The organism is Mucilaginibacter rubeus, assembly GCF_014643835.1.
Lineage (GTDB): Bacteria > Bacteroidota > Bacteroidia > Sphingobacteriales > Sphingobacteriaceae > Mucilaginibacter > Mucilaginibacter rubeus.
The window spans coordinates 343,107-368,887 of sequence record NZ_BMKD01000002.1 but is presented as its reverse complement, the minus strand read 5'-3'; the positions used below and the strand labels follow the sequence as shown (position 1 = coordinate 368,887).

The following is a 25,781-nucleotide window of genomic DNA, read 5'->3' as shown; positions in this document are numbered from 1 at the left end:
CAGCAGTTTATATTCGTAAACTTGTTTAAAAGATGAATAAATTTTCAGTTGTGATATTAGTGTTTAATCAGGTTAGCTTTTCCTGATTTTAATTCATTTGGCTCAGTACATTTATCTACAATAAAACCAATTAAGAGATCATCGATCTAAAACTACATTATGAAAAAAACTCAATTAGCCTTTTTTAAAGTGACCATATCATGCCTAATAGTTTTACTTGCTGTTTCCGCATGCTCAAAAAAAAATAATGATAACGCTCCCCAGGCGCTAAAGGTTGTAGTAAGCACATTTGCAGGCAATATAAATCCGGGCAAAGCTGATGGCGCCGGAACGACAGCGTCTTTTAACAGGCCCAGCGGTATGATCACAGATGCAGCAGGCAATATCTATGTAGCTGATGCTGGCAATAACCTGATCCGTAAAATAACCCCGGCTGGTGTAGTTACTACTTTTGCCGGGAGTGGTGCGCAGGGAGACACTGACGGTATTGGTACCGCTGCCAGTTTTAACAATCCTCAGGATATAACACTGGATGGGAACGGTAACTTATATGTAGCCGAAAGTACAGGTAAAGTGGTCAGGAAAATAACTTCGGCAGGTGCTGTTACTACATTGGCGGGGGGAGGGGCGAACGGGGTTGATGGTGCAGGCACAGCTGCAGGCTTCAGTGCGCCAACCGGAATAGCGGTAGATGGAAGTGGAAATTTATTTGTTGCCGATGTTTATAAGATCCGTAAAATAACTCCGGCCGGTGTTGTAACTACGTTTGCAGGTTCGGGTGTAAGTGGCTCAGCAAATGGAACAGGAACTGCAGCAAGTTTTTCACAGGTTACAGGTATTGTAATTGGTTTGTCGGGTAACCTCTATGTAACAGATTTGGGCAATAACATGATTAGGAAGATTACTTCTGATGGCGTTGTTTCGACATTGGCCGGTAACGGAATCAAAGGCTCGGCAGATGGTGCTGGTAATACTGCTACTTTTAACGCACCTGTAAGTATAACCGCCGACAATCAGGGTAACATTTATGTAGGGGATTCAGACCATTTTATCAGGGCTGTTGATACTTTTGGACAGGTTACCACGGTTGCGGGTACAGGTTTTTCGGGATTGGCCGATGGAGAGGGTTCTAAGGCAAGTTTTTCAGTTCCTTATGGTCTGTCTGTAGGAATAGGGAAGGTGTACGTGGCTGATACTTTTAATAATATGATAAGGGTACTTACAGCTCAATAACCCCATATTTCTTTACTTCCTAAATTAACATCAATCTGATAGCCGGCAGGAATAAAAAACCTTTACTTTTGCCGGCGATATGAATGATTCGCTTAAAAATAAATACGACAGCATAATTTTTGATCTTGATGGTACCCTTTGGGATAGCACTGCAAACGTAGCTCTTGCTTGGCAGGCAGCTATAAGCAAGGTTGATTATATTAAAGAGGAAATGACGCAGGAACGTGTGCGTTCCATCACCGGAATGACCTACGATGCCATTTTTGATAAATTATTCCCGGAACTAAATATTGAGCAACGTAAAGAAGTACAATCGCTTTGTGCTGTCAGCGAACTGGAAATATTACATACCAAAGGAGGGGAGCTTTATCCGCAATTGGTAGAAACGCTTAAATATCTTGCCGCAAACTATAAACTTTATATTGTAAGCAATTGCCAAAACGGTTACATCGAACTGTTTTTGGATCTGAACCAATTGCATAGCCATTTTCTTGGACACCAGTGCTTTGGCACAAAAGGAAACCCTAAGGCCGATAATATCAAAGATGTGGTTAACGATCACCAATTGAAAGCTCCAGTTTATGTAGGCGATACCATGGGCGATTACAATGCCGCCAAACAGGCCGGCGTACCTTTTATTTTTGCAAATTATGGTTTTGGCGTTGTGCCTGATGGCATGGTAGCAACCATCAGTAACTTTGCCGAGCTTAAAGAGCTGCTTTAAACTTATGTGTTTTTATCACATTGGGTTTGAATAGTTGTTAAGCTAATTGCCGGGAAAGGTAATGCAGTCAATAATATACAGTCTATCAATTATTATATATAATTAAATAACTTGGTAATCGGATTGTTGGCTTTTGGCTTTGTGCGTTCCGCTTTAAGCTTTCGTATAATGATAATCCTATTGTAAAACAATTTTCGGCTTTTGCCATTGTACTTTCAGCTTTACGGCTAAAAAGTTAATTTAGTAAAATGAAGTTTATCAAATATCTGCCGGTAACTATATTACTTGTTTTTTTTGTATCCTGTAAACCCAAAACCAAATCAATGCAGGTGCCTGTAGTTGGTTTTGTTGATGCTTTTGAAGATGCCACCATATCACAGGCCCGCAAAGGCTTTACTGATGCCTTGAACAAAAATGGTTTCAGCGAAGAAAAAAAGACCGTGCAAATTGAATACAGCAATGCCCAGGGCGATATCCCAACGCTTACGCAAATCGTTAACCACTTTGTTACTGATAGTGTTAACCTGCTGGCAACGTGTACAACGCTATCAACGGTAACAGCGCTTCAAAAAACAAAATATATCCCGGTTTTTGCCATGGTATCCCCAACTGCCGAACGCATGAAGGTTGTTGATGCCAACGGCAAAGCGCCCGCCAACCTTTTCGGCGCAGTAGAAGAGTTAAACTATATTGATACTTCGTTCAGTATTATTCCAAAGCTGCTTAAGCCTAAAGGCTCAAAACTGGTTATCGGGATGATCTATAATCAGTCGGAGCCGCAATCGGCCGATGCCTTAAACCGTATTAAATCATTGGCCGCAGGACTAAACGTTGATATTGTTGCGCTTCCGTTAAATGCATCTGCCGATGCGCAGTTGGTTACGCAGTCGCTGCTAAGTAAAAACATCGACGCCTTTTTTGCTAATCCGGACAATACCGTTTTTGCATCTTTTGAAACTATCCTTAAAAATTGTAATCAAAAAAACATCCCGATTTTTACAAGCGAAGCAGGTTTGGTACAGCGTGGAGCCGTCGCTGCTTTTGGGGCTGATATTTATCAATGGGGGTACCAAGCCGGCGAGCAGGCAGCCAAATTTCTTAAAACTCATAAAACCGATGACCTGCAACCCGAAATGGTAAAGGTCAGAAAGAGGGTATATAACCCGGCTGCTGCTAAAAAATACAATATTACCATTCCGCCAAATTTTGAGCCTGTAAAATAAATGGATTTTTACCTTACCGCTTTACTACAGGGCCTATGCTTTTCGGCCATAGCGCTGGGGATTTATATATCCATGAAAATCTTCAATATTCCGGATATCACAACCGATGGAAGTTATACACTGGGTGGCGTGGTTACGGCAGTATTGCTGACCAATCATCAGCCTGCCTATGTTATTTTACCAGCTGTGATTTTGGCAGGCGCAGCAGCGGGGGCGCTTACCGGCATTATTCATACCAAATTAAAGATCAATGCACTGCTGGCCGGCATCCTGGTTATGACGGCGCTTTACTCGGTTAACCTTACTATTTTAGGCCGCTCAAATTTACCGCTTATCAATTTGCCTTCGTTATTTACTATAGTAAGTGTTGTGAACGACCCTAATCAAAATACATTCTGGATCCTTGCCATTTTTGTTATCGTGATCACTTTTTTGATCGGCTACCTGCTCAAAACCGATTTTGGCATAGCCATGCGGGCTACAGGTAACAGTGAATCCATGATCCGTTCATTAGGCGTAAATACCGACAGGATGAAAATCACCGGACTGGCACTGGCCAATGCGCTCACGGCTTTGAGCGGCTACCTGGTGGCCCAGTTCCAGGGTTTTGCAGATATCAGCATGGGTATTGGGATTGTGATAGTAGGGTTAGGATCGGTGATCATTGCCGAAACATTAATTAATTGGTTTAAGCTTACCTCGGTATGGTTAAGTTTGGTATTGGTATTAGCAGGGGCAGTGATATTTCAGCTGGTTTTGGCGTTTACACTCTCAGTTGGTGTCGACCCTAAATTACTTAAAATAGTTACCGCCGGTTTTGTGCTGGTAATTGTAAGCCTGCCGCGTTTATCCTTATTAAGATCATCATGATAACGATAACCGACGTACATAAAACATTTAATAAAGGTAAAGCCAACCAGGTAAACGCGGTTAATGGCATTACGCTGGAGATACAAAGCGGTGAGTTTTTGGTGATAGTTGGTTCTAATGGCTCAGGCAAGACCACGATGCTTAATTTAATTGCCGGCAGCGTATCGCCCGATAATGGCACTATAAGTATCGACGGTAACGATGTAACCAACATGCCTGATTACAAACGCAGCCGGTGGATTGCAAGGGTGTTTCAAAACCCATTGAGTGGCACTGCGCCCGATTTGAGCATATTAGATAATTTCCGGCTGGCATCTATCCGCACAAAAAGAAAAGGTTTATCCGTTGGGGTAAATGACGCTTTTAAAAAACAGGTGCAGGAAAAAGTAGCCGGCCTTGGCATGGGTTTGCAGGATAAGATAGACCAGCCAATGGGTACTTTATCGGGCGGGCAGCGGCAGGCGCTTACCCTGCTGATGAGTGTAATGGATAGTTGTAAAGTTTTATTGCTGGACGAACCTACCGCGGCCCTCGACCCACGCTCGGCCGATGTGGTGATGCGGACAGCTGATACACTAATCCGCGATTTTAATTTAACGGCGGTATTCATTACGCATAATTTGAAGGATGCTTTTAATTATGGCACACGAATAATACAAATGGGTGAGGGGTTGATTATTAACGACTTATCGGGTACGGCCAAAGCTTCTTTAAAACAAAACGACCTGTTCGACTGGTTTGCATAAAAATTGGCAAAGTAATTGCATAGCTACCTGTACTATGAAAAACAATAATTTTGAAACCATATCCGACGCTTACCAGTTAGTAAGCGGTGCGAAAATAAAAGGCAAAAAGCACGACGAAATATTTGAACTTGGCGCATATGATGCCCTTAAACGCGGCTATGTACTTTACCCGCTTGAACATGGCGTTAAGTTTGATGATTTCAGCGTAATGATCTCTGAAAAAGAATTAAAAAACAACTTCCTGATTGAGGCGGTTAAACAAAATGCAATAGCAGCTTAATTTTAGGCTGCTATTTTTTTTACATTGCTTTTTCAAGTCATATAAAGGCAATAAACCTCATGCACAGGGTATTGGGCTGTGCATGAACACTTCCTCTCTTGCTTTTCTCGTTCAATAATTGTAAGTTTGTATTCATAAAGTACAAACCGATGCTGTTTAATAAATCAATCTGCTCAACAATAATGTGGCCCATGGTGTCACAGCAGAAGGGTTTTGTGTCGATAATTCTCTTCTCTACTCCGGTGTAGTGCTTTCGAAGCATCCAAACCGATCCTGCATTTACCACATTAGTATAACATTAAGCCTTACATAAACGTAAGCCTAACTGAATTTGAAATTTATATGGACAATTATTATTCAATAGAAGAAAAGTACCTCCAGGCTGTTGATGAACTATCGTTCGGAGAGACACCTAAGGGCTTAAACATATTAAACCAGATCATTACAGATGAGCCATTTTTTGCAAGGGCGCATTACCAGTTAGGGATGATCTACTATTACAAGATCCAGGATTACCAAACCGCAGGTTATCATTTTAAAACCTGTATGGAGCTGGAGCCATCTTTTCCGGATAATTACACCCATTATCTTGACCTGGTAGTATTCCTGGGAATGGATAAGCTGGTTTCAACAATTTCGGCCCAGGCTTTAACCACACCGGGAGTGAACAAGGCCCGCACCTTTGAGCTGCTTGGTTTATTTTATGAAAAGCAAAAGGACTGGAATAAATCCTTAGGCTATTACCAGGAAGCCTTTATGGAAGTGACCGAAAAAGACGAGCGTAAAGACATTGAAGATAGTTTTAAACGCGTACGCTCAAAAATGAAGCAAAAACAGGCTTACCTCTATTTCATTACAGAATAAACTTAAATAGCTGTTTAATTGGATACTTAACGAATAGGCCCCTGACGAAGGGGCTTATTCGTTAGTAAAAAATCCTAATTAATAACGTATGTTTAAGGATAAGTACCTGCTTATGCATATCGTCATAATGATAATTCTTTATCTCTGCAGTGCCTTCGCTCGATAGCTGCTAAGTTAAATAGTCGGTAAATGCACCTCTGCCATCATACACCTTGCGCTGCCGCCGCCGTTTGTTTCAATGGTATTGATATCAGCATGAACCAATTTGCCATACTGTTGTAAAGCGGAACGCTGCGCCTCAGTTAAAGCGCTAAAAGCATTTTGCGACATCACGATCAAAGTATCACCGGCTTTGTTCTGCACCTCCAGCATATTGCCTGCAAACTGGCTCATCTGCTCAAAAGTGATTTCATTAATTTCTTTGTGCGATGATTTTAACGATTCGATAACCGTTATTCTTTCATGCGGGTTAGGAATACTGTTTAGGCAGATCACCGCGAACCGGCTGCCGATGCACATCAATACATTGGTATGATAAATAGCCTTGCCTTTTTCATCTACAGCTTCAAAACTAATGGGCTGATAACCCGATTGCTCACAGAAATAATTAAGCACATCTTTATCTGTTCGGGGAGACAAACAGGCGTATGCTATTTTATTCTCCCTGTCAAGTACCATGCTGCCGGTGCCTTCCAGAAAGCGGTGCTCGTGCTCAAAACGGCTCAGGTCAATTACATGGGCTACTTTAAATTTATCCTCCAGGTCAGTTATGATATCTTCCCTGCGCTCAAGCCGGCGGTTTTCGGCCTGCATGGGGTAAAGGAAAATGCCGCCATCGTTGTGAAAAGATACCCAGTTGTTAGGAAATATTGAATCGGGTGTATAGGGCTGTGGGGTGTCATCTACAACGCTAACATCTACGCCATTATGGCGCAAAATGTTAACCATACTATTAAACTCACTCAAGGCTCTTTCCTGTACGCCATTTTTTTCGGCATCAGGGTTTTGGAAAGCATTGCTTGCAGCGGTTTCTTCGTTAAACCCGAAATTAACCGGGCGGATCATTAATATATGTGATGTTGATTGACTCATGATTTTTGTCATTATTTCATTGAGTCATTGAGTCATTTTTTTTAAATCATGCAAAGCAATGACTTAATGAACAGATGACTCAATGATAAATTAAATTACAGTGTCCCTGAATACCGGCATGCTCATGCAATGGAAACCACCGCGGGCACGGGAAAGTTCGGCTGAAGGCATTAATATCAGCGTATCAGTCAAACTTTGCGGATCAAGTTCATTATTCTCAAATTTTTGAAGCAGTTCGGCTACCCGGATCACATTAAAACCGCCTTCTTTAAAAGCCTCTACAGTTTTATCATTCCGATCATATCCAACAACAACGCCTTCTTTTAGGGCAAGCAGGTTGCAGGAGTCTGTCCATTGTTCACGGGCATCAAAGGGAAAGGTGTTGTTGCCCGAGTAAATAAATTTTGTTTTTACACCGCTTTTGAGATCGTTCTCGCTGATGTCGGAAAGCAGGTCCTCAATACAACCAAATAGCCTTGGTTTTTCATCTTTTTCAAACTGTACAATTTCCGCCCGTTCTTTTTGTTTTTTATCGGCAAACCATGATATCGGCTCCCGTTCTTCAATGGGGGCTTCGGCCACCGCAAGCGAGCGGAGCAACACCCAGGTATCGCGTTTTACCTGTGTGAATACAGTATCTATATGCATATAATCACGCTTGTTTGGGATTTTTACGATGGTTACCTTCTTCACTACATCGTGCTCAAACAACAGCCTGATAGCTTCATTAGCCCCGCTGACAGATGTCCGCTCGCTGCAGCCAATCACTAAATGATCAGGACTAACCATCATCACATCGCCGCCTTCTAAAGTTGTGCGTCCTTCAGCATCTTCGCCCGGGCGTAAAAAATGCTGCGCGGTTTCAGGAATTTCCAAAATATTATCGCGATAAGCCTCAAACAGCGGATGATTGAAAAATATGTAACGCATCAGCAAAGTTTCGCGGAAACGGGCTTTCTTTGCCGGCTTGTTGAGCAGCATATGATTATTCACTGCTATACCCAGATCCCTCGAAAAAATAAGGTTGGGGATAGGGGCAAAGATCATTTCTTCAGTTGTTAACGAGCCCGAAATAAAGATCTTGGCCAGCTCAATCGGGTCGGTATCGGTAAGCTGCTGTTGTAAACGGTAATTGCAGCTTTCAACCGCGCATACAGAAGCTACCAGTTTTTTACGGATATCCGGCTGCTGTAAAATATCGGCTAACAGGGTTTGGATCTCGATAACCTTATCTGATGAATGGAAGCCTGCATTATCAGGTTTAAAAAACGAACGGCGGGTAGCTTCATCATCAATTTGATGCAGCTTGCCTTTTATTTTATCCGGGTCAAGAAAATAGAGCAACAGCTTTACGTAGTAATCGTATTCATTCCTGCGTACCGTATCCAGGTGAATTATATCTTCAAAAAGCCAGTCCTGCGCCTTTGAAGGCACAACTTTGCCCAAACCGCTATCCGGACTATGAATAAGCAAAGTGCGGAGTGTGCCAATTTCGGAGGTTACATCTATTTTAAAATCGGAGTTGGTTATTGTCATAAAACACTATAATCGTAACACAAATCTATCAGAAATTAAATTACAAAACGGGCTTACCCGGCAAAATTAGGCCGGGTAATATTTGCCTGTTCTTTTAATTCAATATAAAACGTTTTATGTGTTGATTATATGTTGCTGGTTTCTAATCGGCAATCTCCCGGTAAGTGTTCCTTTCCATGCTTACCTTTAGCCTTTGCAACATCGCCTTCATATCAAAGCCCTGTTGCTGATATAGCTGCTGCACTGCTTCTTTAGCCTTTTGCAAAACATGTTCGTTTTGCCAAATGGCAGTTGTAATGCAAATGAGGTTGCCTTGCTCATCATAACGTTCAAAAGCCCTGTCTTCAATAAAGCCCTCAAGTTTTTTAATAAAATCCCTGTTGACTTTCATGCGTTCTTTAAATTCATGTTGAGCTGTTGCGGGAACAATAAATTGATCTATAAATATCTGTTTCATGATTATCCTTGTTTTTCTTCAAAAATCGGGATAATGAAAGCTCAATACTTGTAAAAAATCATTGATTTACCAGGCTTGCGGTATTTTAAAGAAATCGGTAGGGGTTAACCCTGTAAACAGTTTAAATTCCTTATTGAAATGCGGCTGATCAAAGTACCCGGCTTCTAAAGCTACCTGGCTGAGCGAAACGTTTTTAGGTTTACTATCAACTAACGACCTGATCTTAATAATATTGGAAAACTGCTTTGGCGAAGTACCAACCACTCGCCTGAAGCGTTTTTCAAATGCATCCTGGCTTATATAATGTGTATCGGCAAGGTCCTTAATTTTGATCATGCCTTTTGATAAGCGGATCTTTTGCAGGGCAGATATGATCAACTGGTCCTGTTTGTGGCTTTCAATATGTTTAAGCAGAAATTGTTCGGTGATGATTACCCGTTGCTGATTATTGGCAGCTTCTGCCAGTTGTTCTTCAATTAACGCTAATTCACACCGGTCAATAAAATTATCAAGCGGCAGAGTTGTTTCAAACAATTCATGAAGCGGATTTTTGAAAAACGCTGTCGCGCCGGCTGCTTTAAATAAAACCAACATATTGACTGTGCCTGATGCGTAATTAATTAGCCTGGGCGATTTTTTTAAGCCGGTGATCAAAGAAGAGGGAAGCTTACCGCTATGTGCCTCGGTAATATCGCTAATCTTGCCACCGTACCTGAATGCCATTACCAGCGATGTATCGGGCAAAATACGATTGACCAGATCATTTGCAGTCTCGATAAAAACGTATTGCCGTATAAAAGGCTTTAGTATTTCGCCGGGCGTAAAGCGTTCAATATGCATTTAACTAAGATACAGAATTTGTTAATCAGAAAATTCCCGCCCGGCACGACTCAAGATTGTATCAATACGGATCAACGTCGGGCTGTACAATACTGCCCGTGCTAAGTTTGGTTGTATAATACTGAGTGATCACATCCCTTAAAACAGTTTTTGCTTTTATGATAGAGATCCCATCCTTCTCAAATTTGAGCATAATGCTTTTAATGTAATAATTGCGGATCCTGCTAATGAGCGGCTGCTCCGGGCCAATCACGCGCTCGCCAAAATGCTCCCGGAGCCGTGCGCCAAGGTACTCTGCCTGGTTATGGAGCACATCGGGATTTTTATGCTTGATATCGAGGTTAATGATCCGGTAGAAGGGGGGGTATTTAAAGCTTTTCCGCTCTTCCATCTCGGTAAAATAAAGATCGGCGTAGTTGTTATCAATCACCTGCTTCAACACCCGGTGATAAATATCATAGGTTTGCACTACTACTTTGCCTTGCTTACCCCGGCGGCCGGCCCTGCCGCTTACCTGTGCAAGTAGTTGATAACCACGCTCATTTGCCCTATAGTCAGGGAATTTCAGCAGGCTATCAGCATTAATAATACCAATAAGTGTCACATCTGAAAAATCAAGCCCTTTGGCCACCATCTGGGTGCCAACCAATATATCTATCCTTTTCTCTTCCAGATCGTTGAGGATAGTTTGCAGGGAATTCCGTGATCGCGTAGTATCAAGGTCCATCCGGGCAATCCGGGCTTCGGGCAATAAAACGCTCAGTTCGTCTTCGATTTTTTCGGTACCGAAGCCTTTATATTCTAAATGGGTAGATCCGCAGGCGGGGCATATGGATGGCGTATCTTCCTTGTAACCGCAGTAGTGGCAATGCAGTTTGCCGCTGCTTTTATGATAAGTAAGGCTTACATCGCAGTTGATACATTTTGGAGTATAAGCACATACTTTGCACATCAGGATGGGGGCATATCCGCGGCGGTTTTGGAATAAAATCACCTGCTCTTTATTTTCAAGCGCCTGCTTGATGCCTTCCATCAGTACGCTGGTAAAGTGCGACTGGATAGTTTTTTGTTTGGTTTCGTGAGCGATGCTCACAACCTGCACATCGGGCAGCTCAACGCCGCCAAAGCGTTCGGTGAGCTCTGCAAAACCGTATTTGTGAGTGCGGGCGTTATAGTAGCTTTCAAAGGATGGCGTGGCCGAACCCAAAAGCACTTTACCCTGGTGCATGTTAGCCAAAAAAATCGAGGTGTCGCGTGCGTTGTAGCGCGGCGCCGGATCAAATTGCTTATATGATGTTTCGTGTTCTTCATCAACGATGATCAATCCCAGATCGGCAAAAGGTAAAAACACGGACGACCGCGCGCCGAGCACAATCTTATACTCTCCGCTTAAAACTTTCTGCCAAACCTCAACCCGCTCATTGTCATTAAAACGCGAATGATAAACACCGATATCCGCACCAAAATACATCCGTAGCCTTTCAATAATATGTGTTGTTAGGGCTATTTCAGGCAAAAGGTAAAGCACCTGTCTGCCGCTGCGTACAATCTCTTCTATCAGCCTTACATATAATTGTGTTTTGCCTGACGAGGTTACGCCATGCAACAGCGTTACATCTTTTTCTTTAAACTGCCCGCGGATACTTTGAAGTACCTCCGTTTGCTGTTCGCTCAATTCAAAGTTGTTGCCTTCTTCTCCTTCTTCCTCAAAATGCAGGCGGCTAACGTTCCTGTCTTCCGAAAAGAAGATCTCTTTTTCAATGAGCGATTTAATGCTTGATTCACCTGCACCGCTCTCTTCAATAAGTTCGTTTTTGGTGATGTTTTTTTGATGACGGGAAAGCTTGATGTAAGCTAATAGGGCATCGGCCTGTTTAGGCGCGCGCTTTTCCAATATCGGGAATAGCTCCCGCAGATTATCCTGGTTGTTATAAACCGGGTTAAGTGTAATAAAAGTGCGTTTGCGGGGCTTATAACGTTCGTTTACTTCTTCGGATATGTTGATGATGTTTTTTTCAAACATCAGCTTCAATATCGGCATTACAGTTTTCTGTCCCAAAAGCTTGGTAATATCGCTTATGGTAAGCTCCGGTTGAATTTCGAGGGCTTCAACAATTAAAAACTCTTTATCGTGAAGCGTGGCTTTATCTATCTCATATTCCCGGTTAAGCATGATGCGGGTTTCGCTGGCCAGCTTCAATGCCGATGGCAGCGCGGCGTTCATAACTTCGCCTATGTTGCACATATAGTAATCTGCCAGCCACTGCCAAAATTCGAGCTGCTTAGGAGTTACAACCGGGCGGTCATCCAGGATCTCGATGATATATTTTGCTTCGTACTTTTCGGGCGCCAGTTTACCTATCTCTTTAACAATAGCTGTATAAAGCTTGCTTTTGCCGAACTGCACCACCACTCTTTTGCCAATAGCAATAGCATCATTTTGCTCATAAGGAACCCGGTAGGTGTAGTTTTTTGAAATAGCCAATGGCAAAATCACTTCGGCAAAAAGTGTTTCACGATCGGTATGTTCAATTTCGGCAAACTCTAACATCGTTTATTATTTGTTGCGGATAGCAGCTAATGCCAGCATCAACCAGCCCAAAATAAACAATAAACCACCAATGGGTGTAATTGGCCCCATGGCTATAAGCCAGTTCCAGCCAAGCAGATCGCGACATGACAACAGGTACAGCGAACCTGAAAAGAATATAATGCCGAAAGTGAACAGGTAGTAAGCTGCCGATATTAAGCCCCCGCTCTTTTCGCGCGCAAAAACCGCTAAAAAAAGCAGGGCAAATACATGATAAAAGTTGTATTGTACAGCAGTATGCCAAACCTCAAGCTGGGCCGGAGCAAGCAATGCTTTTAAACCGTGGGCTCCAAAAGCGCCGGTTATAACGGCCAGCATACCTAAAAACGAAGCGGTAATAATTATTTGTTTGTTCATGCGATATAAAAAGCTAAGTTAACCAATTGAAAGTATTACTTTAACGCCGTGGGGTAAAATTCTATATTTGCTGCACGCCCCCTGCTATGAAACGACTGATAGTAACCACTATATTTTTGATTATAGCTACCGTGCTGATAACGGTGTTATATTTTAAAAATTTAAGTCCGCCGGGAGTGCGTACCGGGCAGGTTATGCGTGCTATTCCTGATAATGCGGTGGCAGTATTTGAGTTTGGTAATGAAAAGGGATTTTATGATATTTTTGCCGGCAACCAGCTCTTGAGCACTTTTGTTGGCCCCGCCAAATTACATGAACTTGATACCTTACGCAAGTTGCTCATTGCCTCTCCGCAGCTTGATCAGTTTTTTGCAGGCCAAAACATTTTCGTTTCCCTTCATCCAACAAATAATGATGATATAGACTTGCTTGTAACCACTTCAGCATCAAAAGCTTTTTCAGCAACTATGTTTAATCATTTAACAGGCAGTGCCAAAAACGCTTTACAAATAACGCCTATGCAGATAGCGGCAAGCCAGGGTTATAATATATATGTCAAGCCGCTCAATAAACATTTTTACCTCATTAAAACCGGCGACAATATATTTTCGGGCAGTTTTTCAAAAGATTTGGTTGATCATAGCGCCATCTACCAGCAGGATAAAGGCCATAATGGCTTTGTACCGTTGCCTGAGCAGCAAAACGCCAATTCACTTGCCAATCTTTATATTAATTACAACCAGCTTAACCCGTTTTTTGATCAGCTGTTCCTTAATAAAACTACCGATCTTTTTAAGAGCTTTAGAATGCTGCCGGCCTATGCGGCATTAAACTTAAATTATAAAAGCGATGCTTTGATGTTTAACGGGTTCACCACTAAACGAAATAATGCAACCAGTTATTTAAACATTTTTTCGGCCCAGCAACCTGTCGAGAATCATTTAAAAGATATTTTCCCGGCTACAACTGCCTACAGCACAAGCTTCGCCGTTTCAGATCCTAAAAAGTTTGAGGCCGACCTTTCACAATGGCATGATAAAGCGGGAGTGGGCAGGGAAAAGAATGAACTTTTGAACAAGGTAAAATCAGAAGCAGGGCTGTTTGTAAAACCTGAGTTTGAAAAGCTGCTCGGTAACGAGTTCGCGATAGTTACCACGCGGTACTTTGAAAAATTTGCCATCATTTCTGTTAAAGATGGTTCAAAGCTTTTTCCGGTGATGATGAACATCAGTAATATGGTTACTGATAAAGTTGGCCAGTTTAATTATGAAAAACTGCCTTTCTTTTTATTGGGCGATGCATTCAGCATTTTTCGGAAACCTTACTTTATGATCATTGATAATTATCTCATACTTGCCACTTCGGTATCCGAGTTAGAAAGTTATAACGACACCTACTTCAACCGCAAATTCATAGGCAAAACCGATCAGTATACCCAGTTTGATAATTTGCTGGCCGAAAGGAGCAATGTGGCCTTTTTTATTAACTTTAAAAACATGCAGCCTGTATTAAAGCGCGATTTAAAAAGGCCTTTTTACGATGCTTTTGAAAACAGCGACCCCGGTTGGAAAAATTATTATGGTGCTGCCTTCCAGCTCACCGCATCCGACAAAAACTTTTATACCAATTTTTGTATGCGCCTGAATGTTCCGGATACAAGTACAGTAAAAAAATAAATTTATTTACGTTTACACAACAATACCCGCTCAATTTCGTAGAACATTACAAATAGCAATTTGTAAAAATTTTACAGACAATCAGCTTTGAGTTCTTTTCTTTAAGAAAATTCGGGCAAGATATGTGGGCCAATTATGAATAAGATCTTCTTTACTATTCTTTTTTTTATCTTTTATTCTTTATCGGTATCGGCTCAACAGTTTTCGCAGTATAATACCGGCACCCTTTACGATTCATTTGAAAATCCTTCACAAAGAGCCTTTATCCCCGATTCGAGCCGGGAAATAGCTTTCAATTTTTTAATCCCGAATTTTAATGCTAATTTCTATATAACCGGCGATATACAACGGCCGCTAAAAAGCCGCGCATTTGCAAGCCCTTCTTATTATAATACCTCATCACTGCGCATCGGTCAAAATGCTTTAAATCATTTCAATGTAAACGCCAATGCATATGCGGTAATGGTTAAACTTTTCACCAGTTTAAACGGCAATGTTGAAATGGGCTTTTCGGCCCAAACCAAAGTAGAAGGTAAAGGCCTGGTCACCGATGAGTCTATAGCTTTTCTTGATGGACCGTCAAATTTTGCGCGTGATAATTATGATAATATATTCAACAACCATTATAGGATGCAGATGTATGACCAGTTAAGTTATATCTACCGGGAGCAGGTTAATAAACAACTCTCCTTAGGCTTTAAGCTGAGCTACCTGTCTGGTGTTCAATATAACAAAATAGATGTGGAGGAGTCGAGCCTGCAGATTAACCGGGACCCGGCAAATCCTGACAATGACAATGCCGACGTTTATATGAGGGGACGGTATTACAGGAGCTATGTGCCCGGCAGACTGGATGGGCGTGACTTTTTACCAACGTTTCGCAACCCAGGTGCGGCGATATCAATGGGTGCAACTTACCGAACAGAGGATGGGATCCTGATACAAGGTAATATAAAAGACCTTGGCTTTATTCACTGGAACAAGCGCTCAACCATTACTGATTTTAATAACACAACAAATATAACAGATATTACATCCCAGCATCGTGATGAGAATATATATAACGCTGTATATGAATTGGTCAGGGGCAACGGAATGGTTACTTCATTTAACACAAAAACCAATGCCAAAGCCGAATTGAGCGTATCCAAAAGCTATTGGCTTGATGATGAAAAAACATACAGATATTTCCCAACAGTTGTAGCCCAAAAAGAAATGTTCTTTTCCGGTTTTACCGGAGCAATGGTTAACTCGGTACAGAAAAACAACCTGATAGCTACCTTAACGGCCACTTATGACGATTATAAATTATTTAATCTCGGCGCACAAATTATGGTAAAATCCCCTAATGTCGAATTTTTTATAGGTTCCGAACGCTTACTAAATACGGGCCGCCTTACTCTGGCCGCTTTAAATAATACCAATCAAATAAATAGGGTAGGCAATTATAGCGGGGCGGATATCTTCCTGGGCTTTTCACTGAAATTTGGACGGGTAATTGAACATCCAATGAATTCCAGCTATATCCCTATGGGCGAAAAAGGGTTTTTGGGCCGTTTGTTTGGCCGTATTTTTAAAACCAATAATTAAAGCGCTTTTTTCCCGGCTATAAAATCTTTAAGGTAGTAAGGTTCGTAATAAGCTACATCTTCAAATGCGCCATCAGCAAATTTTTGAGCTGCTTTTTGAGTAAGATATGTTGCCGAATTTACAAAATCATCCAAAAACAAAGCATTTGGGCTTTCACTTAAAACAGCTTTGCATTTTTCGGCACCATCACCAAAAAACAGGATCTGATGGTCTTTCAAATAGTTGGCAAAGCTGTTTCCTTCTATAATATCAGCAGCTGTTTCACGCACCCTGTTGCCGGCAGCATCAAATAATGCTGTATAAACCTCCATTCGGCGGGCATCTATCATCGGGCATAACAGCATATTACCATCAGTAGCATCCCCCGGGCTGTTAATAACGCCATAAGCCATAGCCTCAAGTGTTTCAACCGCTATCAAAGGTTTATCAAGGGCGAAGCACAATCCTTTGGCGGTAGATACACCTATCCGTAAACCGGTGTATGACCCCGGACCGCTGCTTACAGCAATAGCATCAAGCTCGTTATAAGTTAATCCCGATTTATTCAGCAATTCATCGATATATAAAGTAATAACTTCAGCATGGATATTACGGATATTTATTTGCTTAAAGCCTAAAACCTTGCCGTCGCGGGCAAGTGCTACCGAGCAGGATGTTGTTGCTGTTTCTATTTGAAGTATAAGGCTCATATTATAAATTTATGGTACCGGATCATGCCCATGACCACCCCAGGGATTACAACTGGCAATGCGCTTTATGGTTAACCAACCACCTTTAAAAGCACCATACTTCCTGATGGCTTCAACACCGTACTGCGAGCAGGTGGGTGTATACCGGCATGATGCCGCCGAAAGCGGCGATATAAAATATTGGTAAAATTTGATCAGGATGATGAAAACTCCCTCAACTAATGCTTTTAAAAACCTGGCGATTGTATCCATAAGCCCATTCATGTTAATTAGCTGTGACGGGTATTGCAGCAGTTAACTCACCGGAAAGCTGGGCGAGCATCCTCAGCATTTTTTTTTCGATGAAAAGGTATGGTTCAATTTCTTTGCCTACATAGCCTACCGAAACAATTACCTTTTTATCCGATTGCTGCAGAATATCATAAAGATGCTGCTGTTTGTGGAGCCTGTACGCTTCGCGCATCAGACGTTTTACCAAATTACGGTCGACAGCGTGCTTATAACGCTTTTTAGGAACGGAAAAAAGAATTTGCGCAGGATAGGCCTGTGGCTCGGAATTGACAAGCCAGGATACCCGGAAGGGATAACATAAAAAAGAAGAACCGTTATGAAAAAGCTTGTCAATAAGCCTCTTGTTACATAACCGTTCTTCTTTTTTAAAAGTATACATAGTTGCCATTTTTGAACCGAAGGATAAAGCAGATAAGCGGTTCCAAACCCTTATAAATAGGGTAGGGCAACCTCAATTATGCTTTGTGCCTGCCTTCGTCAGAAACAGTTAACCTTTTTCTGCCTTTAGCTCTTCTGGCTGCTAATACTCTCCTACCGTTAGCAGTTGACATGCGTTCACGGAAACCGTGTTTATTTCTTCTTTTTCTTTGAGAAGGCTGAAACGTTCTTTTCATGGCTATATTTTATTCTATTCGTCTTTTTAAAACAAGAGCGCAAATGTAGTTATTTTATTTAATAATTCAAACACTATTTTTCTTATTTATAATAACATGTGTACCGCCGCCCGGCGGCTGTAAATCAGCGGCTCTTTTTTCGGAAAACTAATTGTACGCGCAATAATTAAATTCGAAATCCTGTTCATTATCTGAACTAAATAACAGCGGCAAGCTATCATTCCAAATCAAATTAAATAAAAAGTTAAATTTAACATTAATTATTTGTTACAGATTCAGATTTTGCAACAATGTGCACTCGCGAAGTGTGCATTTATTAAAAAAAGCTGAATAAACAGGTCCGAATCATTAACAAAGTGTAAATTCAACAGCTTATCCTAACAAATGAAATTAATCCTTTCCGTAATATTCATATTTCTATCGGCCGTTACCATAGCGCAGGAGCTACCTGCAACACATTATAAAATTTACAGCACATCCGCGCAAAAGACCATCACGCCCGACGATATTGTTAATGATATGGCCAATGCCGACGTGATTTTCTTTGGCGAAGAGCATAATGATTCAACAGCGCACTACCTGGAATTTAGCTTGTTCAAAAAGCTTTCGGAAAAATATCCGCAGAAAACAGCGCTTTCCATGGAGATGTTTCAAACTGACTGTCAGCTGGTGCTGAATGAATATCTCGCGGGGCTTATTCGCGAAAAAAATCTGGTAACAGATGCGCGTACCTGGCCAAATTATAAGGATTACAAACCGCTTATTGAACTTGCCAAATCCAATCATCTGCCGGTAATAGCAGCCAACGCCCCAACCCGCTATACTAACATGGTTACACGCGGTGGACTTGACGCTTTAAAGCAGCTTGATGCCCAGGCTAAAAGCTATCTTGCACCACTGCCAATTGATACCGCTACCGGAGCTTATTATGATAAATTTGCTAAAATAATGGGAGGTCATGCCTCAATGCCGGGCATGCAGATTTACCAATCGCAAAACCTTTGGGATGCTACGATGGGCTGGTCGATAGCGAAATTCCTGAAAAACCATTCCGGTTTTAAAGTATTGCAGCTTAACGGCGGCTTTCACAGTGAAGAAAAACTGGGCGCGGTAGCTCAGCTTAAAAAATACGCACCCAAATTACGTGTGCTTAACATAGCAACCTATATGGATGATAGTTTTGACAAGCCCGACTGGAGCAAATTAGTCGGCATGGCCGACTATATCATTTTAACTGATCCTAAGCTGCCCAAAACTTTTTGATAGTTCATGGTTGATAGTTCATAGTCGATGGACCATAGTTCATGGTTTTTGTGCTATATGGCTATGTATGAACCATTAACTATTTCCTAACTATCAATCATGGTTACCAAATTTTATGGTTCGCGGTTTTTCTTATAGCTATGAACTATGAACCATCGACTATGAACCATCGACTATGAACTAAATTCCATTAAGCTTTCTTAGCCAGTAAATCGCGGATTTCTGTAAGTAAAACTTCTTCTTTAGTTGGTTCTGGCGCTGCTGCTGGAGCGACTTCTTCTTTTTTCTTCAGCGAGTTGATTGCCTTAACAATTAAAAAGATACAAAAAGCAACTATAAGAAAGTCGATCACGTTGTTGATGAACAAGCCATAATTGATGGCTGTTTCCGGTGTTTTATCAACAGCTGGCTTAAGTACATACTTTAAATCTTTAAAATCAATACCCCCGGTTGCCATGCCAATAGGCGGCATAATAATATCTGCAACCAGCGAGGTAACAATTTTACCAAAAGCAGCGCCAATGATAACACCTACAGCAAGGTCAACCACGTTGCCCCGCATTGCAAATTCTTTGAACTCTTTTACTATTGCCATAAATTAAAGTTTGGTTACTTAAAGTTAATAATATTACATAAACTATCAATTCATATAGTTTTTTTGATAGCGCTAAAACAATTGGCATGCCTAAAACATTTAACAACTTTAAAGCAGATACCTCAAGTAATTTTTAGTTAATATTAATTTGATGTATTTTTGGCTACATCTTAATTATGCTTAAACAGAACCTTCAACAAAAACTTTTACAAAAACTTTCGCCCCAGCAAATACAATTTATAAAATTGCTGCAGGTGCCTACTGTTTCGCTTGATACCCGGATAAAAGAAGAACTGGAAGAAAACCCCGCACTTGAAGATCTGAGCCTTACCAACCTAAACGAACCCGAAGAACAATATCCTGACCGCGACCCCGACGAAGATAATTATAACAATGACGAGGAAAAGGGCGAGATGGATGAATTTAATATTGACGACTATCTGCAGGAAGACAACGTAAATGATTACGGATCGCGCTATGATCAAAATGGTGACGATGAGGATGAGCGTAAAGAGATCCCCATTGCTGTGCAAAGCTCATTTTTTGAAAGCCTGCAAGCCCAGTTAGACCTGCTTCCTTTGAGTGATAAAGATTTCATGATCGGCAAGCAGATCATAGGCAGCCTTGATGACGACGGCTATCTGCGCCGCCCCATCATGTCGCTAACCGACGACCTTGCATTTTCACAAAATGTATTGGCTGAGGATGACGAAGTAGAAGAGATGCTCAGGGTGATCCAGGGCTTTGACCCTCCCGGTGTGGGCGCGCGCAGCTTACAGGAATGCCTGCTGATCCAGCTTCGCAAAAAAGATGCAAACGACCCTATCATCAAAAAAGCGATACAGGTTGTTGAACATTATTTGGATGAGTTTACCCGCAAACATTACGATAAGCTTGAAAAATCATTGAATATGAACTCCGTTGAGTTGCGTGCGGTGGTCAATGAGATCTTGAAACTCAATCCCAAACCCGGCGATTCAAACGAAATCAACACCAAGCAAATGCAGGTGATCCCTGATTTTCATATCACTAACAATGATGGTGTGCTCATCCTTACCCTCAATTCAAAAAACGCCCCCGAACTTAGAGTAAGCCGCTCATACCAGGAAATGTTTCAGCATTATGACAAGGCTTCCCAAAAGGATAAAAAACTGAAGGAAGCAGTGCAATTTGTAAAGCAAAAGCTTGATTCGGCCAAATGGTTTATTGATGCCATTAAACAGCGCCAGCAAACGCTGCTCAAAACCATGAATGCCATTATGCAGTACCAGTATGAGTTTTTCCTTACCGGTGATGATAAAAATCTGAAGCCGATGATCCTGAAAGACATTGCCGACAGGATTGGCATGGATATTTCAACGGTATCCCGTGTAGCCAACTCCAAGTATGTACAAACCGAGTTTGGTACCTTCCTGCTGAAATCTTTCTTCTCTGAAGCCATCCAAACCGAGAGCGGCGAGGAAGTATCCAATAAAGAGGTTAAAAAGATTTTGGAAGAGCATATCGGCAAAGAAGATAAGCGTCATCCGCTTGCTGATGAAAAATTGACCGAGATTCTTAAAGATGCCGGCTACAACATAGCCCGCCGTACCGTAGCCAAATACCGCGAACAAATGAACATCCCGGTGGCAAGGTTAAGGAAGGAGTTGTAGCTTAGAGATTAGAGGCCGGAGATTAGAGATTAGTTGCAAATCACGATCCTTAACGAAAAATCCCCCATACCGTCATGCTGAACTTGTTTCAGCACCCCACTGGACGGGTGGGCGATTTGCTTGGCAGTGTGCTTAGCATATGAGGTGCTGAAACAAGTTACCCATGACAACTTAAAAAGAGAGGTGTCATACTGAGCCCGTCGAAGTATGGCGGGCAGGCCTCTGCGCACGAGTCTTCGACGGGCTCAGACTGACAAGCCCTCTTTGTCATTTCACCTTCAGAGGCCCCGGATTTAATTTACTCAGCATGCCCCTATCAAAGTAAAACGCCTTAAGAACCAGTCCTTAAGGCGTTTATAATATCAGTACTTTCAAAGTTTACACATTCACAGCACAAAGCTCGCGAACTTTAGCTACTACAAAATCAACTTCTTCTTTTGTATTATACTTTGAGAACGAGAACCTAACCGATGGCCTTGAAGAGCTGGCCCCGATAGCAGTTAACACGTGAGAACCAATATCGCTGCCCGAACTGCAGGCACTGCCGCCCGAAGCAGAAATACCGGCAATATCAAGATTAAACAGCAGCATATCGCTCATTTCCATCTCGGGGAAAGCCACGTTCAATACTGTATATAAACTTTTTTCGGGGTCGGTTTCGCCGTTAAAGCTTACACCGGGTACGTTAGCAACCAGTTGCTCCATCATGTATGATTTTAAGCCCTGAATGTGGTTTTGATGCTGTTCCATTTCGCCGTAAGCAAGTTCAAGCGCTTTGGCCAAACCTACTATGCCGTAAATATTTTCGGTACCGCCGCGCATGTTGCGTTCCTGGGCGCCGCCGTAAATAAATGGTTTTATTTTGATTTTATGATTGATATGCAGGAACCCTACACCCTTAGGCCCATGCAATTTATGACCGGCACATACCACAAAATGAGCTTTAAGCTTGCTCAGGTCATGCTGGTAATGGCCCATGGTTTGCACAGTATCACAATGATAAATGGCATTGTATGTTTCGCACAGGTCACCAATGCGCTCCATATCTGATAGGGTGCCTATTTCGTTATTGGCATGCATTAATGAAACAAAACTGCGTTCATTTTCTTTCAATAATGTTTCCAGATGATCATAATCAATAACGCCCTTGCTGTTTATGTTTACCAGGCTCAATTTAATAATGCCCGATTTTTCCATTGCTTCCAGCGTGTGGAGCACTGCGTGATGCTCGGTGGGGCTGGTGATAGCATGGGTAATTTTGTGATCAATGATCCCGCACCTGATAGCCGTATTATCGGCCTCCGTACCGCTTGATGTAAAAAAGATTTCGGCGGGCGAGGTGTGCAGTAAACCGGCAATCGTTTTCCGCGAACGCTCAATTAAAGTACGGGCTTCCCTGCCGTGGGCATGTATTGACGACGGATTACCAAACTGGCTTTCCATCACCTTATACATCTCCTTCATCACATCCGGATCAAGCGGCGTAGTGGCGGCATTATCAAAATAAACGCGCATTTTTTTAAAATTTATAAATTAATGGATCAGTAAATCAAAACACATGCCCGGTAATTATATATAAGCAAGCAACCAACGGTATTTACCGCCGGTTGCCTGCTATTTTTAATACCAGTAAAATTAACCTTTCAGCTGTAAGATCTCCTTAATATCGATGATGATCTTATTGGCCAAACCGTTTGCCACGGTTTCAGAATTGCCTTCAGAGTAAATCCTGATAATGGGCTCGGTGTTTGACCTCCGCAAATGTACCCATTCTTTATCAAATTCTATTTTCAGGCCATCTATTGTTGAGTGGGGCTGCTTGATGTATTTTTCTTCAACTTTCGCCAAAAGGGCGTCTATGTCCATTTCGGGTGTTAAAGTGATCTTATTTTTTGAAATAAAATAACCCGGATATGACGCGCGCAAACTCGAAACCGACTTACCATATTTAGCCAGATGAGTTAAAAACAACGCGATACCAACTAAAGCGTCACGACCATAATGTAACTCAGGATAGATAACGCCGCCATTACCTTCGCCGCCAATAATAGCGTTTACTTCTTTCATCTTGTTAACCACGTTAACCTCTCCAACCGCAGCCGCATGGTATTCGCCGCCTGCTTTTTCAGTTACGTCGCGCAGCGCACGGGTTGATGACAGGTTAGATACCGTGTTGCCCACATTGTTTTTCAAAACATAGTCGGCTACGGCAACCAGCGTATATTCTTCGCCAAACATGTTACCATCTTCGCAAACAAAGCAAAGGCGGTCTACATCCGGATCAACAGCAATACCCAAATCGGCACGTTTACCCACAACCTCTTTTGATAAAGCTATCAGGTTTTCGGGAAGCGGCTCAGGATTATGCGGAAAATTGCCATCCGGCTCACAATACAGTTCGTGAACGGTTTCCACGCCTAAAGCTTTCAGCAAGGCCGGCACAAAAATACCGCCTGTTGAGTTAACACAATCTATTACCACTTTAAAGTTGGCTTTCTTTATAGCCTCAACATCAACCAGCGGCAAGGCCAGTACAAGATCGATGTGTTTTTGAAGCCAGGTGTCATCATGAGTAACTTTACCCAGATCGTTTACATCGGCATAATTAAAGTCGCTGTATTCGGCAATTGTTAGCACTTCTTTGCCATCGGCATCACTGATGAACTCCCCGTTTGCATTGAGCAGCTTAAGGGCGTTCCATTGTTTTGGGTTATGGCTTGCGGTAAGGATGATACCACCCGCTGCCTGCTCACCGGTAACGGCAACCTCAACAGTCGGCGTAGTTGATAAACCAAGATCAATAACATCAATCCCCAAACCCTGCAGTGTGCCAATAACAAGATTGTTCACCATAGCACCCGATAAACGGGCATCACGGCCTACTACAATCTTTTTAATCCCTGATTTTTTTACAGCCCATGATCCGTAGGCCGAAGTGAATTTTACAATATCAAGCGGTGTTAAACCATCGCCAACAGCACCGCCTATGGTGCCGCGTATTCCTGAAATAGATTTTATTAATGTCAAAATGCGAAGTTTTTGGTGTGGTAAAAGTAAAAAATATAAGCTACAAATGATATTGTTTTAAGGATTTACGCAAACGCTTGCATATAAGGTTACGGCTAATTTACTGTTTTTTAATACGGTGCAGGGTGGTTTCAATTGTCATCCCTGCGCATTATTTTATGCTTAACGGGATAATGCTGCTGCTAAGTATTAAAATTTAAAGGATTTTTTAAGCTATTTGATAACTTTGGAAATTACAGCAAACAAACACCTATAGTAAAAAACAATGCCCGACTATCTTTTAAACCTCGACCGGCATTTATTTTATTTCATTAATCATGACCTGTCCAATTCATTTTTCGACTGGATCATGCCCTTGTTGCGTAACCCCAAATTCTGGATCCCGCTGTATATTTTCATTATTATTTTTTGTTTATGGCGATATAAAAAAACAGGCGCTATTATTATAATGCTGCTGGCGGCATCGGCAGGCGTTGCTGATTTCACCAGTGGAGTTATTATTAAGCACAATATTCAGCGGCTTCGCCCTTGCCGTGATCCGGTTGTATCTGCAACCGATATCAGCCGCGTGCCCTGTGGTAGCGGGTATAGTTTTCCATCAACCCACGCCACCGATCATTTTGCCATGGCGATATTCCTTAGCTTTGTGTTTTTCAGAAAATGGAGGTGGGTATGGTTTTGGGCGATACTTTGGGCAGGCAGCATTTGCTTTGCACAGGTGTACGTGGGGGTGCATTTCCCGGTAGATGTATTGTGCGGCGCTTTATATGGGGCCTTTGTTGGATGGCTGTTTTCATTATTATTTAAAAAATTACAACCTGCCTTTTAATGGGATATTGGAAAATTCTGCTGCTTTTTTTTGCTGCCTTTTTTGGCGGTACTTCTGTGTTTTTATTTAAGGGCGATAACCACAAAACGCTGAAGCTGGTACTGTCGTTCAGCGGGGCTTACCTGTTTGGTATTACCGTTTTGCACCTGATTCCCGATGCTTACCACGGTAATGATAACTACGTTGGCGTATTCATCTTGGTCGGTTTCCTGTTTCAGATTGTGCTTGAACAATTTTCGGACGGGATTGAGCACGGCCACATGCACAAACACCCGCATGATATGGCAGTTTTCCCGATTGGTATCATGGCAAGCCTTTGCCTGCATGCTTTTTTGGAGGGGATGCCGCTTGCCCAGGGCAACCAGGACCAATTAGTTTACGGGATTGCCTTACACCATATCCCGGCGGCCTTCGCACTGGCTACAGTGTTGCTCACAAACAAACAAGGCAAAAACAAAACCATACTTTTTGTGGCTGTATTCGCGGTAATGGCACCGGCAGGTTATTTTTTCAGCGATGCGTTAAGCAGCGGAAACATCGGTAACCTGCAGCATTATTTTAACAGGATCATGGGCGTTGTCATCGGCATCTTCCTGCATATCTCCACTACCATCCTCTTTGAATCGAGTGCTGATCACCGTTTCAATATGCGTAAAATGATGGCGGTATTAGCCGGTGTGGCCATTGCGCTGCTGGGCTTTTTGAAAGAGCTATAGATTATTCATGCTGTTACTTTATGTGAA

General features: G+C 42.1%; 26 protein-coding genes. 13 read left to right on the top strand and 13 right to left on the bottom strand.

The window, feature by feature from the left end:
• Positions 1-159 precede the first annotated feature (159 nt).
• The 7 genes from IEX80_RS08020 to IEX80_RS07990 all read left to right on the top strand — a co-directional run bounded on the left by IEX80_RS08020 (position 160) and on the right by IEX80_RS07990 (position 5,940).
• Positions 160-1,233, top strand: a complete 1,074-nt coding sequence (locus IEX80_RS08020) for an NHL repeat-containing protein (RefSeq protein ID WP_188832597.1) — start codon at positions 160-162, stop codon at positions 1,231-1,233.
• Between the two features lie 79 nt (positions 1,234-1,312).
• Complete coding sequence (locus IEX80_RS08015) at positions 1,313-1,957, top strand: HAD family hydrolase (RefSeq protein ID WP_188832596.1); 645 nt, start codon at positions 1,313-1,315, stop codon at positions 1,955-1,957.
• 248 nt (positions 1,958-2,205) lie between these two features.
• A complete protein-coding gene (locus IEX80_RS08010; protein ID WP_188832595.1) occupies positions 2,206-3,180 on the top strand; it encodes an ABC transporter substrate-binding protein in 975 nt (324 codons plus the stop codon).
• Positions 3,181-4,050 carry an ABC transporter permease gene (locus IEX80_RS08005; RefSeq protein WP_188832594.1) on the top strand — a complete coding sequence of 290 codons (870 nt, stop codon included), beginning with the start codon at positions 3,181-3,183 and terminating at the stop codon, positions 4,048-4,050. It begins immediately after the preceding gene.
• Complete coding sequence (locus tag IEX80_RS08000; RefSeq protein ID WP_176627465.1) at positions 4,047-4,796, top strand: ABC transporter ATP-binding protein; 750 nt, start codon at positions 4,047-4,049, stop codon at positions 4,794-4,796. The genes IEX80_RS08005 and IEX80_RS08000 overlap by 4 nt, the downstream gene beginning before the upstream one ends.
• Positions 4,797-4,830: 34 nt before the next feature.
• Entirely contained in the window at positions 4,831-5,076 is a 246-nt protein-coding gene (locus IEX80_RS07995) for a hypothetical protein (RefSeq protein ID WP_091162656.1), read from the top strand.
• 342 nt (positions 5,077-5,418) lie between these two features.
• Complete coding sequence (locus tag IEX80_RS07990) at positions 5,419-5,940, top strand: tetratricopeptide repeat protein (protein WP_090527040.1); 522 nt, start codon at positions 5,419-5,421, stop codon at positions 5,938-5,940.
• A gap of 174 nt (positions 5,941-6,114) precedes the next feature.
• On the opposite strand, the gene ctlX is transcribed toward IEX80_RS07990, so the two are convergent.
• The 6 genes from ctlX to IEX80_RS07960 form a co-directional block, all read right to left on the bottom strand.
• Positions 6,115-7,032 carry a citrulline utilization hydrolase CtlX gene (gene ctlX, locus IEX80_RS07985; protein ID WP_188832593.1) on the bottom strand — a complete coding sequence of 306 codons (918 nt, stop codon included), beginning with the start codon at positions 7,030-7,032 and terminating at the stop codon, positions 6,115-6,117.
• A gap of 90 nt (positions 7,033-7,122) precedes the next feature.
• A complete protein-coding gene (locus tag IEX80_RS07980) occupies positions 7,123-8,568 on the bottom strand; it encodes an arginine deiminase family protein (protein ID WP_188832592.1) in 1,446 nt (481 codons plus the stop codon).
• Positions 8,569-8,710: 142 nt separating this feature from the next.
• Positions 8,711-9,025: a hypothetical protein gene (locus tag IEX80_RS07975; protein ID WP_090527044.1), complete on the bottom strand. Its 315-nt coding sequence runs from the start codon at positions 9,023-9,025 to the stop codon at positions 8,711-8,713.
• A gap of 66 nt (positions 9,026-9,091) precedes the next feature.
• Positions 9,092-9,865, bottom strand: a complete 774-nt coding sequence (locus IEX80_RS07970; protein WP_188832591.1) for a helix-turn-helix transcriptional regulator — start codon at positions 9,863-9,865, stop codon at positions 9,092-9,094.
• Between the two features lie 61 nt (positions 9,866-9,926).
• A complete protein-coding gene (gene priA, locus IEX80_RS07965; RefSeq protein WP_188832590.1) occupies positions 9,927-12,416 on the bottom strand; it encodes a replication restart helicase PriA in 2,490 nt (829 codons plus the stop codon).
• Positions 12,417-12,422: 6 nt separating this feature from the next.
• Positions 12,423-12,812: a DUF423 domain-containing protein gene (locus tag IEX80_RS07960; RefSeq protein WP_090527050.1), complete on the bottom strand. Its 390-nt coding sequence runs from the start codon at positions 12,810-12,812 to the stop codon at positions 12,423-12,425.
• 86 nt (positions 12,813-12,898) lie between these two features.
• Between IEX80_RS07960 and IEX80_RS07955 the strand changes: the two genes are divergently transcribed.
• Positions 12,899-14,488 carry a hypothetical protein gene (locus tag IEX80_RS07955; RefSeq protein ID WP_188832589.1) on the top strand — a complete coding sequence of 530 codons (1,590 nt, stop codon included), beginning with the start codon at positions 12,899-12,901 and terminating at the stop codon, positions 14,486-14,488.
• A gap of 135 nt (positions 14,489-14,623) precedes the next feature.
• On the top strand, positions 14,624-16,078 hold the full coding sequence (locus IEX80_RS07950) for a DUF5723 family protein (RefSeq protein WP_188832588.1): 1,455 nt from the start codon (positions 14,624-14,626) through the stop codon (positions 16,076-16,078).
• On the opposite strand, the gene tsaB is transcribed toward IEX80_RS07950, so the two are convergent.
• From tsaB to rpmH, 4 genes are all read right to left on the bottom strand, one after another.
• Positions 16,075-16,767 carry a tRNA (adenosine(37)-N6)-threonylcarbamoyltransferase complex dimerization subunit type 1 TsaB gene (gene tsaB / locus IEX80_RS07945; protein ID WP_090527056.1) on the bottom strand — a complete coding sequence of 231 codons (693 nt, stop codon included), beginning with the start codon at positions 16,765-16,767 and terminating at the stop codon, positions 16,075-16,077. The genes IEX80_RS07950 and tsaB overlap by 4 nt on opposite strands.
• 9 nt (positions 16,768-16,776) lie before the next feature.
• Positions 16,777-17,019 (bottom strand): membrane protein insertion efficiency factor YidD, encoded by a 243-nt coding sequence (gene yidD / locus IEX80_RS07940; protein ID WP_188832587.1) that lies wholly within the window; start codon positions 17,017-17,019, stop codon positions 16,777-16,779.
• A gap of 13 nt (positions 17,020-17,032) precedes the next feature.
• Positions 17,033-17,437: a ribonuclease P protein component gene (locus IEX80_RS07935; RefSeq protein WP_188832586.1), complete on the bottom strand. Its 405-nt coding sequence runs from the start codon at positions 17,435-17,437 to the stop codon at positions 17,033-17,035.
• A 76-nt stretch (positions 17,438-17,513) separates the two neighbouring features.
• On the bottom strand, positions 17,514-17,672 hold the full coding sequence (gene rpmH / locus IEX80_RS07930; RefSeq protein ID WP_083878950.1) for a 50S ribosomal protein L34: 159 nt from the start codon (positions 17,670-17,672) through the stop codon (positions 17,514-17,516).
• 384 nt (positions 17,673-18,056) lie between these two features.
• On the opposite strand from rpmH, the gene IEX80_RS07925 reads away from it, so the two are divergent.
• On the top strand, positions 18,057-18,935 hold the full coding sequence (locus IEX80_RS07925; RefSeq protein ID WP_188832585.1) for a ChaN family lipoprotein: 879 nt from the start codon (positions 18,057-18,059) through the stop codon (positions 18,933-18,935).
• 190 nt (positions 18,936-19,125) lie between these two features.
• On the opposite strand, the gene mscL is transcribed toward IEX80_RS07925, so the two are convergent.
• Positions 19,126-19,530: a large-conductance mechanosensitive channel protein MscL gene (gene mscL, locus IEX80_RS07920; protein ID WP_229701561.1), complete on the bottom strand. Its 405-nt coding sequence runs from the start codon at positions 19,528-19,530 to the stop codon at positions 19,126-19,128.
• 176 nt (positions 19,531-19,706) lie between these two features.
• Here mscL and rpoN point away from each other — a divergent pair, with 176 nt between their 5' ends.
• On the top strand, positions 19,707-21,182 hold the full coding sequence (gene rpoN / locus IEX80_RS07915; RefSeq protein ID WP_090527066.1) for an RNA polymerase factor sigma-54: 1,476 nt from the start codon (positions 19,707-19,709) through the stop codon (positions 21,180-21,182).
• Positions 21,183-21,560: 378 nt separating this feature from the next.
• Here rpoN and IEX80_RS07910 read toward each other — a convergent pair whose 3' ends face one another.
• Both IEX80_RS07910 and glmM read right to left on the bottom strand, forming a co-directional pair.
• Complete coding sequence (locus tag IEX80_RS07910) at positions 21,561-22,697, bottom strand: cysteine desulfurase family protein (protein ID WP_188832584.1); 1,137 nt, start codon at positions 22,695-22,697, stop codon at positions 21,561-21,563.
• A 120-nt stretch (positions 22,698-22,817) separates the two neighbouring features.
• On the bottom strand, positions 22,818-24,209 hold the full coding sequence (glmM, locus tag IEX80_RS07905; RefSeq protein ID WP_188832583.1) for a phosphoglucosamine mutase: 1,392 nt from the start codon (positions 24,207-24,209) through the stop codon (positions 22,818-22,820).
• A 265-nt stretch (positions 24,210-24,474) separates the two neighbouring features.
• Here glmM and IEX80_RS07900 point away from each other — a divergent pair, with 265 nt between their 5' ends.
• Both IEX80_RS07900 and IEX80_RS07895 read left to right on the top strand, forming a co-directional pair.
• A complete protein-coding gene (locus IEX80_RS07900; protein WP_188832582.1) occupies positions 24,475-25,038 on the top strand; it encodes a phosphatase PAP2 family protein in 564 nt (187 codons plus the stop codon).
• Positions 25,038-25,754, top strand: coding sequence for a ZIP family metal transporter (locus IEX80_RS07895; RefSeq protein ID WP_188832581.1), 717 nt, complete (start codon positions 25,038-25,040; stop codon positions 25,752-25,754). The genes IEX80_RS07900 and IEX80_RS07895 overlap by 1 nt, the downstream gene beginning before the upstream one ends.
• Positions 25,755-25,781: the final 27 nt, after the last annotated feature.

Excerpts from the sequence above, each read along its gene's own strand:
- IEX80_RS07950 (WP_188832588.1), top strand. The coding sequence starts at position 14,624 with ATGAATAAGATCTTCTTTACTATTCTTTTTTTTATCTTTTATTCTTTA.
- IEX80_RS07895 (WP_188832581.1), top strand. The coding sequence starts at position 25,038 with ATGGGATATTGGAAAATTCTGCTGCTTTTTTTTGCTGCCTTTTTTGGC.
- IEX80_RS07975 (WP_090527044.1), bottom strand. The coding sequence starts at position 9,025 with ATGAAACAGATATTTATAGATCAATTTATTGTTCCCGCAACAGCTCAA.
- rpoN (WP_090527066.1), top strand. The coding sequence starts at position 19,707 with ATGCTTAAACAGAACCTTCAACAAAAACTTTTACAAAAACTTTCGCCC.
- IEX80_RS08010 (WP_188832595.1), top strand. The coding sequence starts at position 2,206 with ATGAAGTTTATCAAATATCTGCCGGTAACTATATTACTTGTTTTTTTT.
- tsaB (WP_090527056.1), bottom strand. The coding sequence starts at position 16,767 with ATGAGCCTTATACTTCAAATAGAAACAGCAACAACATCCTGCTCGGTA.
- IEX80_RS07925 (WP_188832585.1), top strand. The coding sequence starts at position 18,057 with ATGAAATTAATCCTTTCCGTAATATTCATATTTCTATCGGCCGTTACC.
- IEX80_RS07955 (WP_188832589.1), top strand. The coding sequence starts at position 12,899 with ATGAAACGACTGATAGTAACCACTATATTTTTGATTATAGCTACCGTG.
- IEX80_RS07995 (WP_091162656.1), top strand. The coding sequence starts at position 4,831 with ATGAAAAACAATAATTTTGAAACCATATCCGACGCTTACCAGTTAGTA.
- IEX80_RS07990 (WP_090527040.1), top strand. The coding sequence starts at position 5,419 with ATGGACAATTATTATTCAATAGAAGAAAAGTACCTCCAGGCTGTTGAT.
- IEX80_RS07935 (WP_188832586.1), bottom strand. The coding sequence starts at position 17,437 with ATGTATACTTTTAAAAAAGAAGAACGGTTATGTAACAAGAGGCTTATT.
- ctlX (WP_188832593.1), bottom strand. The coding sequence starts at position 7,032 with ATGAGTCAATCAACATCACATATATTAATGATCCGCCCGGTTAATTTC.
- IEX80_RS08005 (WP_188832594.1), top strand. The coding sequence starts at position 3,181 with ATGGATTTTTACCTTACCGCTTTACTACAGGGCCTATGCTTTTCGGCC.
- yidD (WP_188832587.1), bottom strand. The coding sequence starts at position 17,019 with ATGGATACAATCGCCAGGTTTTTAAAAGCATTAGTTGAGGGAGTTTTC.
- IEX80_RS08015 (WP_188832596.1), top strand. The coding sequence starts at position 1,313 with ATGAATGATTCGCTTAAAAATAAATACGACAGCATAATTTTTGATCTT.
- IEX80_RS07900 (WP_188832582.1), top strand. The coding sequence starts at position 24,475 with ATGCCCGACTATCTTTTAAACCTCGACCGGCATTTATTTTATTTCATT.
- priA (WP_188832590.1), bottom strand. The coding sequence starts at position 12,416 with ATGTTAGAGTTTGCCGAAATTGAACATACCGATCGTGAAACACTTTTT.
- IEX80_RS07910 (WP_188832584.1), bottom strand. The coding sequence starts at position 22,697 with ATGCGCGTTTATTTTGATAATGCCGCCACTACGCCGCTTGATCCGGAT.
- IEX80_RS08000 (WP_176627465.1), top strand. The coding sequence starts at position 4,047 with ATGATAACGATAACCGACGTACATAAAACATTTAATAAAGGTAAAGCC.
- IEX80_RS07980 (WP_188832592.1), bottom strand. The coding sequence starts at position 8,568 with ATGACAATAACCAACTCCGATTTTAAAATAGATGTAACCTCCGAAATT.
- IEX80_RS07960 (WP_090527050.1), bottom strand. The coding sequence starts at position 12,812 with ATGAACAAACAAATAATTATTACCGCTTCGTTTTTAGGTATGCTGGCC.
- IEX80_RS07970 (WP_188832591.1), bottom strand. The coding sequence starts at position 9,865 with ATGCATATTGAACGCTTTACGCCCGGCGAAATACTAAAGCCTTTTATA.
- IEX80_RS08020 (WP_188832597.1), top strand. The coding sequence starts at position 160 with ATGAAAAAAACTCAATTAGCCTTTTTTAAAGTGACCATATCATGCCTA.
- rpmH (WP_083878950.1), bottom strand. The coding sequence starts at position 17,672 with ATGAAAAGAACGTTTCAGCCTTCTCAAAGAAAAAGAAGAAATAAACAC.
- mscL (WP_229701561.1), bottom strand. The coding sequence starts at position 19,530 with ATGGCAATAGTAAAAGAGTTCAAAGAATTTGCAATGCGGGGCAACGTG.